The organism is Amycolatopsis sp. lyj-346, assembly GCF_046548975.1.
GTDB lineage: Bacteria > Actinomycetota > Actinomycetes > Mycobacteriales > Pseudonocardiaceae > Amycolatopsis.
In genome coordinates this window covers 82,667-94,337 of the sequence record NZ_JAJPWT010000007.1, presented here as the reverse complement: position 1 = coordinate 94,337, position 11,671 = coordinate 82,667, and the positions used below count along the sequence as shown (strand labels likewise).

The window sequence follows — 11,671 nt, the reverse complement described above, 5'->3', positions numbered from 1 at the left end:
GGCTGCGGGTGCTACGTCGAATTGTTCGCCGCTACGAGCCGGCGGCCGACTCGTATTTCGAGACAAGCATCCGCTTGAGCACTTTTCCGCTCGGCCCCATCGGGAGAGCGTCGGCGAATTCGATCCGGCGAGGATATTTGTAGGCGGCGAGGCGCTGTTTTCCCCATTGGATGATTTCTTCGTCCGATCCGGCGGTGACGTCCTCCGGCCGGGCCGGCACGACCACCGCCCAGACCTCCTCACCGAGCGCGAGGTGCGGAACACCGATGACCGCCACCTGCGCCACGGCCGGGTGCCCGACGAGGACCTCCTCGATTTCGCGCGGGTAGACGTTGTAGCCGCCACGCAGGATCAGGTCCTTCTTCCGGCCGACGACCGACAGGTAGCCGTCGCCGTCCAGCCTGCCGAGATCGCCGGTGAGGAACCAGCCGTCGAGCACGACCTCGGCGGTGAGGTCCGGGCGGCCGAGGTATCCGGCCATGACGTTCGGGCCCCGCACCACGATCTCGCCCACCTCGCCGACGGGCAGGAGTTCGATGCTCTCGGCGTTCGGCCGGGCTATTCCGACATCGATGTCGTTGATCGGAACACCGACCGTCCCGGATCGGAACGGCAGGCCGGGATGGTGGTAGGCCACGCTGCAGGAGGTCTCGGTCGCCCCGTAGCCCTCGTACACCGGACAGCCGAACGTGCTCCGGACGTCGTCGAGGGTCTTGGCCGGGAGCGCCGATCCCCCGCTGAACACGCGGTCGAGCCGAGGGACCGGCCCGCCCTGGGCCACCGCTTCGAGCAATCCGAAATACATCGTCGGCACGCCCATGAACACCGTGCACCGGTGTTCCGCCATCAGTTCGAGGGCCTCCCGTCCGGAGAACCTCGACATCAGGACGATGGAGATACCGGCGCGGAAGCCGGTCAGCATGCCGCAGATCTGGCCGAAGCCGTGCGAAAGCGGCAAACACCCGAGCAATACGTCGTCGTTCCGGAACGCGTACGGGGTCTCGACCATCCTGTCGACGTTGTACAGGATGTTCCGGTGGGTGAGCATCACGCCTTTCGGCGCGCCCGTCGTGCCGGACGTGTAGAACACGACCGCGACATCGTCGGGTGCCGGCACCACCGGATCGTCGATCGGCGCCGTGTCCTGCGCCGCGTGCTCCAGGTCGACCGCGCCCTCGGGGCCCGGGCCGACGGTGAAGACCACGGTGCCACGCCGTGCCGCCGCCTCGCTCGCCTGGGCGAGCAACGAGGCAGCGCACACGAGGAACCGGGCGTCGGCATCGGTCAGCACGTGCTCGATCTCCGACGCGGTCGCCATGACGTTCAGCGGGATCACGACGGCGCCCGCCGCCAGCACGCCGAAGTACGCCACGGGAAACTGCGGGGTGTCGACCAGGAGCAGCGCGACCCGGTCTCCCGGCCGCACCCCGTTGGCCCGCAGCACGGAGGCGTGGTGCCGGGCCTGCTCCCACAGCCACCCGTAGGTGAACTGCCCGGACTCGTGGATCACGGCGGGGTGGCCGGGCCGCCGCGCCGCCGCGTCGGCCAGCACGCCGGCAACTGACGTGGTCATCGCGGCAGCAGTCCGGCTTTCGCGGCGGTGCGGGCGCCGTCACCGCGGAACTCGGACGTGGCCCAGTCCCGGGCACTCGCGGTCGGGATCTCCAGTTCCTTCCAGATGCCGTGCAGCGCCTGGGCGAAGTTCTCCACTTCGTGCTGATCGTGCACGGCGGACGGGGCGATCCGCAGGATCTCCCGGCCCGCGGGCACGCTGGGGGCGTTGATGGACTGGACGTAGATCCCGTGCCGCTCGAACAGCAGCCGGGACGCCTGCTTGCACAGCTCGTCGTCACCGATGAAGGCCGAAACGATGTGCGAGTCCGTCGAAATGAATGGGATGTCGGCTTCGATAAGCAGGCGGTGCAGCAGCTGCGCGTTCTCCGAGAGGGTCTTCCGCTCGACGTCGGAGGACCGCAGGTACCGGACCGACGCCAGCCCACCGGCCGCGATCGCCGGCGGCAGCGAGGTGGTGAAGACGAACGAGCGCGCATAGGTCCGGACCGCGTCCACGAGGGCCGCCGGTCCCGTGATGTAGCCGCCGACGAGGCCGAACCCCTTGGCCAGGGTGCCCATCACGACCGTGAACCGGTCGGCGATGCCTTCCTGCGCGGCAATACCTGCACCCTGCGGGCCGTACATGCCGACCGCGTGGACCTCGTCGATGAAGGTCGAGGCACCGTACTTGTCCGCGATGTCGGCGATCTCGGCGAGCGGCGCGACGTTGCCCGACATGGAATAGACCGTTTCCACGACGATGAGCTTCGGGCAGCCGGCGGGGGCGGCCGCGATCAGCTCTTCCAGGTGGGCGACGTCGTTGTGCCGGAAGACCTGCTTCTTGGCGCCGCTGTGCCGGAGACCGTCGATGATCGAGGCGTGGTTCTTCGCGTCGGAAAACACGATGGTGTCCTTCGGCATGCTCGCCAGCACGGTGAGCGCGCCTTCGTTGGCCGTGTACCCCGACGCGAAGAGGAGTGCGGCCTCCTTGCCGTGCAGATCCGCCAGCTCGTTTTCCAGCAGGACGTGGTAGTGGTTGTTCCCGCCGATGTTCCGGGAACCCCCGGAGCCCACGCCGTGGATGTCGATGGTGGCCTGCACGGCCGCGATCACCTGGCGGTTCTGCCCCATGCCCAGGTAGTCGTTGCTGCACCAGACACTGACTTCCGAATCCACGCCGTCGCGCCGCGCGCTGGCCAGGGGGTAATTACCGGAACGACGGCCGATTTCCAGGAAATCGCGCTTGCTCTCCGCGAGATCGGCCGCGGTTTTCCCGGTCAGGTATGATTCCAGGTGAACGTTCATTCACTCGCCTTCTCGACGTAGCGGCTGGATTGGTGGACTGACCAAGAGGTCAGTGCTGGACTGCGGCCGACCGCAGGACGACCTTGTCGGGCTTGCCGTTCCGGTTCATCGGCAGGACTTCCAGGACGTTGATCGTCTCGGGCACGTGGATCGGGGAGAACGCCTCGGCGATTCCCGCGCGGATTTCTCCCACGTCGACCACCCGGGCCGGATCGCATTCGATGGCGGCGTGGATGTGCTCGCTGCCGTCCTGGTCCCGGACGCCGTAGACGGCGGCGTGCCGGACACCCGGGTGGGACAGGATTTCCGACTCGACGACGATGGGGTGCACCTTGACGCCGTCGACCTTGATCACGTCGGCCACCCGGCCCAGGAGGGTCAGGTACCCCCGCTCGTCGAGACAGCCGATGTCGCCGGTGAAGTACCAGCCGTCCCGCAGCACCCGGGCCGTCAGTTCCGGGTCGCCGTTGTAGCCGTCCATCATCTGCGGCGAGCGGACGCGGACCTCACCGATTTCCCCCGCCGCCAACGGCGCACCCGAATCCGAGTTGCAGACCACGACCTCCACCTCGGGGAAGGGCCGCCCGACCGTGCCCGCAACCTCCGGCTCGCCGTGCTGCACCGGGGTCAGCGTCGTGATCCGGCCGGACTCACTGGTGGCGTACCCCTGCGCCAGCACCGGGCCGAAGAGCTGGAACGCCTGGGCGATCCGGGCGGGTGCCGCGGGGCTGCCGCCGTAGACGATCCGCTTCAGCGACGACAGGCCTGCGGCTTCCACCGCGGCACGGTCGCGGATTCCCCGCTCGAGCAGGTGATCGATGAGCTGGAACACGTGCGTGGTCGCCATGAACGTCCACGTGATGTCCTTCTCCGCGGCGACGGTGTCCACGAATTTCGCGGCGTCGAAGCTCTCCTGGGCGTAGAGCGCCGCGCCCGAGACGAGGACTGCGTCGGCCATCGGGGCAACGCCGTGGCTCAGCGGGGTCGACACCAGCAGCGACGTGCAGCCGGGTTCACGGCCGAGGTCCACCCAGGCGCGGATGGTGGCGTCCCACGCCCGGCCCGACAACCGGATGCCCTTGGGTCGTCCCGTGCTGCCGCTCGTGAAGTTGATGAAGGCCAGCGCCTCCGGGTCCCAGGCCACGGCTTCCGGGACATCGGCACCGTCGCCGGCCTCGGTGCGCCGCGTCACCGGAATTCCACGCCCATCAGCGATCTCGGTCGCCCGCTCCGCACACTCGTCGTCGGCGTAGACGGTCACGGCGTCGGTGTCACGCAGGATCTGGATCTGCTGGTCCAGCGGGAGGACCGTGACCTTGGTGCCGGGATTGGTGGTGCGCAAGTAGCACACGGCGCCGCCGAGCAGCTGTGCCGCGTACCGCACGGTGAGCGTCTCGGGGCTGTTGGGCGCGACCAGGATCGCCACCACGTCACCCTTGCCCACGCCGCGATCGCGCAGCGCGAGGAAGGCTTCCGTGACGGACCGGATCAGGTCGCCACCGGAGAATGCTTCGCCACGCCAATGAACGACATCGCGATCCGGCTCGGCGGCGAGCAGCGAGAGGATCTCCGAGACATAACTTTGGCTGGCACTCCACCAATGCCCGGGCAGGCTCATGGGAACTTCCTTCGATTTCGCCGGTTATAGCGGTGTCGTCCGATGGGGTGGTTCAATCTTCGCCGCACAATGGAAGCCGGCGGTAGATCGTTCGACTGGCTATAACGGAGTGTCGGAAGGCAGCCCGACCGGGGTAGCCGATCGGTGCACCGATCGGCTACCCCGGTGTCTCGGCGTGGCTGGGCAGCACACGTGTCACGCCGATGGCCCGGCAGTTCACATGACGAGGAGGCCCGACTCCATGGCCCGGACGACCGCCAGAGTCCGGTTCGGGCAGTTGAGCTTGGCCAGAATGATGCCGACCGTGCGTTTGACGCCGTGTTCGGAGATGCTCAGCGACCGGGCGACCTGCCGGTTGCTCTGCCCCTCGGCGATCAGGCGCAGCACCTGCTGTTCCCGAGCCGTCAGCGCGATCATCGACGCGCGCTTCGAGGTGGGGTCACCGCCGGTCCGGCCGGGTGTCGTCACGGACCGGCGCACCAGGGTCGCCGACACGTGGAACCGGCCGGCCTCCACGTCGACGATCGCGTCGCGCAGGGTCTCGGGGCGGAGATCCGCCCAGTCCAGGAAACCGTTCGCGTGATCGACCCAGGATTGCGCAACGACGTCGGCCGAATCCACCAGGATCAGCACACGGACGTTGTGGATGCGCAGCTTTTCGGCGATCTCGTCGGGCACCGGATCCAACGCGTTGCTGGAGGAAATCAGCAGCTGGCCGTTGCGGAACGTCGAGAGGTCTTCGACATCCGTGATGAATTGCACCGTCAACCGGATGTCGAGGGAACGGAACATTCCCTCGATACTGTATCGGCGAATGTCGTCCTGGATGACCAGAAAGAGCTGGAGATTGGTGTCGACAGGCGCCGCGACCTCGGCCTGCAACGCGGATCTGCCCACCCGCACAGCAGCGCGCCTGTCACGCATATCAGGTAACAAGTAGTCTATCTGACGGGCGTAGCATTGGTTGTTTCCACTGCTCGAACTCGGTTGCCATGTCAACCGGTCGTTCAAGCTACTCATATTAGTGATCCCCCAGTTGGTCACGTTTAAAATGTCGAAGGTCGACCCCTGCGGACGAGCATGGCACGAGTCGTGGGAACTGTCCACCCCATGTCAGGGTAGTGTGCCAGATATTGACCACATGCGGCTTCTCCTTCGTTCGGTCCTGCTGAACAGGACTACTTCGACACCGTGAAGTAGCCGGCCGGATCGAGGGCATTGAGGGCGATCCACCGCTGCGGCAATGCCGCGGTGGCCGGGCGGGTGCCACCCGATGAGGCGCGGGAGAAGTCCTGGACGTCGAGCGCGATTCGAGGATCGTCATCGACCCGTCGCGCCATTTCGTAATAGACGGCCAGCACGTGGATACAACACCCGGTGTCATCCGAGCAGGAGCACTCGACGCCGGCGAGGACCGGCGCGGGCGAGTGGCCCGTCTCGGTGAGGACGCGGTGCACGTCGTCGGTGAGGATGGGCCGGGCACCGGACAGCTGGCCGGTGATCCCCGCGATCGTCTCGCGGGACATCGGCGCCACTTCGATGCCGACCACCCACGTGTTGCGGCCACGCTGGACAACGCCGCGCACGGTGCGGCCGTCGAGCGTGACCTGCGCTCCGCCGACGCGCGCCAGTTTGCGGGCGCGCGGCAACAGCGGGTTGGGCCGCGTCTGGCGCAACGGCTGGGCGAGCCGGACCCAGTCCCGCCCCCAGGCCGTGTAACCGAAGTCGTCGTCCGGCATGTCACCTGACCCGCTTCCGGCGCAGTGTCGCGATGAGACGGTCGTCATCCAACCGGGCCAGTTCGGCCACCCCCGACATATCGGCGATGTCGGATAGCGCGGATTTGCGCGAATGCATGGCCGCGATGTGCTCCTCGACGGTGGTGTTGGTGGTCAGGGTGGTAACGGTCACGGTGCGGGTCTGACCGATCCGGTGGACCCGATCGGACGCCTGCGCTTCCACGGCCGGATTCCACCACCGGTCGAAGTGGATGACGTCGGCCGCGCGGGTGAGCGTGAGCCCGGTGCCGCCGGCTTTCAGGCTGAGCACCAGCACTTTCGGACCACCGTCGTGCTGGAAGTGCCGGACGATTTCAGCTCGCTGTTCCTGGTTCAAGCCACCGTGGAAGAACGGGACAGCCAGCCGGAACTGCTCGCCGAAGTGCCGCACGAGCAGCTCACCGGTCTTCCGGTACTGGGTGAAGATCAGTGTCGGCGAATCGGTTTCGAGGTTGTTGGCCACGATGTCGGTGCACAGGTCGAGCTTTCCGGACCGTCCCGAAAGCTCGTCGGATTCGTCGTCGGATTCGTCGGTGACCAGTGCCGGGTGGTTGCAGACCTGCTTGAGGGCGGTCAACGCGGCCAGCACCCGGGCCTGGCGCTGCGCGCCGCTGCCGAAGCCGTCGTCGATCGCCTGTTCCAGCAATCGGTCGTACAACTGCTGCTGTTCTTCGGTGAGGTCGCAGATGAGGTTGGCGTGGATCTTGGGCGGAAGCGACCCGGCGACCTGGGACTTCTTCCGCATCAGCACAACCGGCTCGATCACCGCGCGCAGCCGGGCCGCGGCGGCGAGGGAACCGTCCGCGATCGGCCGGATGAAGCGACGGCGGAACTGCGTCTTGTGGCCGAACAGCTGCGGTGCGACCAGGTTGAGCAGGGCCCAGAGTTCCTCGAGGCGATTCTCGACGGGCGTTCCGGTCAAGGCGAGTTTCGCGTCGGCTGTGATGGTTCGCGCGGCCTTCGACACCTGGGTGCGGGAGTTCTTCAGCACCTGCGCCTCGTCGAAAACCGCCGTGGCCCACTGCTGCTCCATCAGGACGGGGCCGTGCAGGCGCAGCGTCGGATAGCCGGTGAGCACCACCGTCCGGTCGTCCATCGGCGCCAGCGGCCCGCCGCGCCAGGTCAGCGTCCGCAGATCGGGCGCGAACCGCGCGATCTCGTGGGCCCAGTTCCCGACCAGCGACGTGGGGCACACCACCACCTGTGGCCCCGCATCGGCGCGTCCGACGAGGTAGCCGATGGCCTGCAGCGTCTTGCCGAGCCCCATCTCGTCGGCCAGCACCGCACCGCCGTGCGCGTCGACCGCCTCGCGCAGCCAGCTCACCCCGCGGACCTGGTACGGCCGCAGCTCGGCGGTCAGCGCGGTGCGCAGTTCGGCGGCAACAGCGGTGGTGTGCCGGAAGACGGCCACGGCGTGCTCCGCCGACGTCACGGCGGCACCGGTGGCATCGGGAACGGCGTGCCCGGCGATCGGCAGGGCCGCGTCGCCGCCCGCGATCCGCGCCCGCCAGGCCTCGACCGACCGGCCGGGGGACTCGAGAAGCGCGTCGGCGAGCTTGTCCGGCTCGATCAGCGCGCAGTCGACGTCGGACACCGTCAACCGGGACAGGTCCGGCGTCGGGACGGCCAAGGCAATCGTCTCGGCGTCACCGACGGGCGGGGCGGCGCCCACCGCACGGTCGGACCAGGTCCAGAGGGCGAACATGTGCCGGTCGAGGAGGTACGTGGCTTGACTGTCGACGCGGACCTCAGCTTCGGGCAGCGTCCCCGGCGCAGGCGGGGCGGGTTGCAGCGATACCGGCGTCACGGGTTCGGCTCCAGCACACTTTGCGGCTCCGGGACGGCCTCTTCGCGGTCCGGCTCCGGTTTCCTTCCGGCGGCGGGAACGGTGACCAGCAGCACGGCCGCGCCGAGGAGGGTGATGACCGCGATCCAGCCCGCGCCGACGTGCATGGCGTGGATGAACGCGTCGTCAGCGGCCTGGGCGAGTGCGGGCTGCTGGGTGGCGGCGGCGACGTGGCGGGCCTGTTCGGCGGAAACGCGGGCCTGGTCCTGCACCGGGCCGGGTGCACCCACCAGCGAGGGTTCGATCGCACTCCGGTACGCGATCGACATGATCGTGCCGCCGACGGCGATGCCGATCACGCTGCCGGTTTGCCGCACGGTGTTGGTGACGGCCGATCCGGCACCGGCCTGTTCCAGCGGCAGCTTGCTGACCAGCGCGGCCGTGACGGGGCCGATCACCATGCCGATCGAGAGACCCTGCACCAGCAGCAGGAGCTCGATCCAGACGAGCGGGGTGTCCAGGCCGAGGACCCCGTACCCGGCCATGGTCAGCGCGGCCACGGTGAACGCCGGCACGGCGACCGGCCGCAGCGACAGGCGGCGGACCAGGCGTGAAGCGAGGGGCGCCCCGGCGATCGCGCCGAGCGCGGTCGGGATGTTGGCCAAACCCGCCTGCATCGGCGAAAACCCGAGCGCGCCCTGCAGGTAGAACGCGTTGTAGAAGGTGATCGCGGCCACCGCGAAGAGCAGCAGCCCGAGCGCCAGGTTCCCGCCGCCGAAGGTGCGCTGCGCGAGCAGCCGCGGATCGAAGCTGGGTACCTTGACACGCAGTTCGACGAGGACGAAGGCGGCCAGCAGCCCCAGACCGACGACGATCGGCACCCAGACATCGGCCCGGCTCCACACGGCCACCTGCCCCGCCCGGATCAGCCCGTAGGCCAGAGCCACGAGCCCGGTGATCGACAGCACCATCCCGGCGGGGTCCAGCGGCCGCACGGTGGGGCTGCGGAAGTTCGGAACGAGCACGGCGAGCCCGGCCAACGCCAGCACCGCGACCGGGACGTTGATCAGAAAGACCGAGCCCCACCAGAAGTGATCGAGCAGGAACCCCGCCAGCACCGGCCCGGCCGCCATCCCAACCCCGGCCGACGTCGAGAAAATGCCGATCGCGGCCGCCCGCGCGGCGCCGGTGAAGGTCCACATGAGGATGGCCAGCATCGCGGGCGTGATCAGGGCACTGCCCACCCCCATCGCAGCCCGGGCGGCAATCAGCTGGTTCGCATCGCTCGCGTAGGCGGCCCACAGCGAGGACCCCGCGAAGATCACCAGCCCCCCGGAAAAAACGGTCCGGTGACCGAACCGGTCACCCAGTGCGCCGGCGGTGAACATCAAGGTGGCGAAGGCCAGGGTGTACGAACCGGTGGCCCATTGCAGTTCGCCGGGATTGGCCCCCAGTCCACGGACCGGGTCCGCGAGGGTCTCCAGCGTGGCGCTCAGAACCGTATTGTCCAGCCAGATAATCAGCGAACACAACATAAGAACGGAAAGAATCAACTGTTGCCGAAACTTCGGCAGCACTGGAGGCGCGGTCATGAACACCTTCGATATCGTCGGCGGGAACCAGGACGACCATAAGCAAACTCCACGACACTGTCAACTTCGGAGTTTCTTGTCAAGACCGCTTGCGGCCGAACGAAATATATGCCCCCAGGCCACACTTGCGGATTGAACTGTTTTGTGCCCTCGAGACGAATTCCAAATTTGAGATTAATGACTTCCAGGGCTTGCGACCGAGCAGCTTCCATGCCCCTGAGGAGACTCGAACAAGGCGACTGACCCACCCAGTCGGGGCACCTGCGAGCCAACAGGTCAACCCGTGGCTCCGCTGCCGGCCATCACCGGTTCACCACCGGTTCCGCCGACGATCGGCGCATAACAACAAGCCGCCGCGCCAGTTCGGCGCGGAAACTGTTCCGGGGCGGCTCGGCCGTTCGCCTGTCGTGGTGCCTTCCGCATGTTGTTGCTCGCCACCCTGGCCCAGGCTGAACGCAAATGGTACGCATTCAGCGCGTTCGCCTCCGGCCGCGACTACTCCACGCTGGCGGCGTCGAAACCGGCGGTGCCGAATGCGTTACCGGCCGGGGCAGCGTGCTCGCCGAACCACCCGACACCCGCGACCTGGACGCCTTGCGGGCGATCATGGACAGGCCCCGGCAGGCAACACACCAGCGAGCGGATCCGAAAACGCCAAGGGGCGCAGTTCCGAAGAACTGCGCCCCTTGGCGTGAATGAAAGACCTGTTACGTGGCCCTGAGAGGACCCAACTTGAACCCTTCCCTCGTGCGGTACATCCGTAAACACGCTGGTCAGGGCTAGAGCCAAGGTCCGCGACTGCGGCCACCGCACACCCCTAGGTCTGGGCCTCACGGCCCGACTACGCCCCGGCGTCCCTATCGGGGACGTCGGGGCACACCACCAAAGAATCCTAAACAAGAGACCCGACCATGACCCACACCCTCCAAGGAGGTGATCTTCAAAGCGGCCCGCGATCAGCGGACGCAGCGATGCTCCCCCGCAACACCATCCTCATCGGCGATGTCCGCGACCGCCTGGCCGAGCTACCCGCATCGTCCGTTGACACCGTCATCACCAGCCCGCCCTACTTCGGCGTTCGTGACTACGGCCACGACCAGCAGTTGGGCGCAGAGCCCGACGTTGACGGCTGGGTGAACGGCCTCCGCGATGTCAGCCGCGAACTTGCCCGCGTCCTGCGGCCGACCGGTTCCCTGTGGCTGAATCTCGGTGACAGCTTCTCGCGCCGTTCCCCTGAGGGCGCACCCACCAAGAGCCTGCTACTCGGCCCGTCCCGTGTCGCGTTGGCGCTGGTTCGTGACGGCTGGACCCTGCGCAACCAGATCATCTGGGCGAAGTCGAACCCGATGCCGTCCTCCGTAGCCGATCGGCTGACCACGACGCACGAGTTGATCTACTTCTTCACGCGGTCGCCGCACTATTACTTCAACCTCGACCCCATCCGACAACCGCTCCTCACGGCCCAACGCCAGAGCGCCAGCATGTCAGCACGCTCGTACCCACCCGCAGGTATCGGCGCAGCCAACCGCAAGGGCTGGACGCTCAACGACAACCGCGGGCTGACCGGCCTCAAAGCCTCTGGCCTTGCCGGGCATCCCCTGGGCAAGAACCCCGGCGACGTCTGGACGCTGCCGACCGCAGGTTTTCGTGGTGGCCACTTCGCCGCCTTCCCGCTGGCGATAGCCGAACGCCCCCTCCTGGCCGCTTGCCCTGAACGGGCCTGCTCCACCTGCGGCGCCGCGTGGCAACGAGCCCTCACTCGCCAGCACGGCCGCCTACTTGCCCTTGGGGAGTTGGAGCCCACCTGTCGATGCGGCACCGAAGGCGTTCCGGGCGTCGTGCTTGATCCGTTCATGGGCACCGGTACGACCGCGCTGGCTGCTGAAAAGCATGGCCGCGACTGGCTCGGCATCGAGCTGAACCCGGAGTACGCCGCGATGGCCGAGGACCGACTTCGTACCCAACGCGCGAAGCGTGACCGGGGGAAAGCGGCCTGACGCTGACGCCTTGTCGGTGTCATGCGGCCGAAGTCGTCATC

8 protein-coding genes are annotated in these 11,671 nt (G+C 67.6%); 1 reads left to right on the top strand and 7 read right to left on the bottom strand.

The features are described from left to right. Nucleotides 1-31: 31 nt before the first annotated feature. The 7 genes from ACLJQE_RS22305 to ACLJQE_RS22275 form a co-directional block, all read right to left on the bottom strand. Nucleotides 32-1,573, bottom strand: coding sequence for a long-chain-fatty-acid--CoA ligase (locus ACLJQE_RS22305; RefSeq protein WP_410641250.1), 1,542 nt, complete (start codon nucleotides 1,571-1,573; stop codon nucleotides 32-34). After that, nucleotides 1,570-2,859, bottom strand: coding sequence for a 5-aminolevulinate synthase (gene hemA, locus ACLJQE_RS22300; RefSeq protein WP_410641249.1), 1,290 nt, complete (start codon nucleotides 2,857-2,859; stop codon nucleotides 1,570-1,572). The genes ACLJQE_RS22305 and hemA overlap by 4 nt, the downstream gene beginning before the upstream one ends. A 49-nt stretch (nucleotides 2,860-2,908) precedes the next feature. Next, nucleotides 2,909-4,477: a class I adenylate-forming enzyme family protein gene (locus ACLJQE_RS22295; RefSeq protein WP_410641248.1), complete on the bottom strand. Its 1,569-nt coding sequence runs from the start codon at nucleotides 4,475-4,477 to the stop codon at nucleotides 2,909-2,911. Nucleotides 4,478-4,693: 216 nt separating this feature from the next. Next, complete coding sequence (locus ACLJQE_RS22290) at nucleotides 4,694-5,488, bottom strand: response regulator transcription factor (protein ID WP_410641247.1); 795 nt, start codon at nucleotides 5,486-5,488, stop codon at nucleotides 4,694-4,696. 167 nt (nucleotides 5,489-5,655) lie between these two features. Next, nucleotides 5,656-6,216, bottom strand: a complete 561-nt coding sequence (locus ACLJQE_RS22285; RefSeq protein ID WP_410641246.1) for a hypothetical protein — start codon at nucleotides 6,214-6,216, stop codon at nucleotides 5,656-5,658. Nucleotide 6,217: 1 nt separating this feature from the next. Next, entirely contained in the window at nucleotides 6,218-8,062 is a 1,845-nt protein-coding gene (locus ACLJQE_RS22280) for a DEAD/DEAH box helicase (RefSeq protein ID WP_410641245.1), read from the bottom strand. Then, nucleotides 8,059-9,633, bottom strand: coding sequence for an MFS transporter (locus ACLJQE_RS22275; RefSeq protein WP_410641517.1), 1,575 nt, complete (start codon nucleotides 9,631-9,633; stop codon nucleotides 8,059-8,061). The genes ACLJQE_RS22280 and ACLJQE_RS22275 overlap by 4 nt, the downstream gene beginning before the upstream one ends. A gap of 911 nt (nucleotides 9,634-10,544) precedes the next feature. On the opposite strand from ACLJQE_RS22275, the gene ACLJQE_RS22270 reads away from it, so the two are divergent. Then, a complete protein-coding gene (locus tag ACLJQE_RS22270; protein ID WP_410641244.1) occupies nucleotides 10,545-11,630 on the top strand; it encodes a DNA-methyltransferase in 1,086 nt (361 codons plus the stop codon). Nucleotides 11,631-11,671 lie beyond the last annotated feature (41 nt).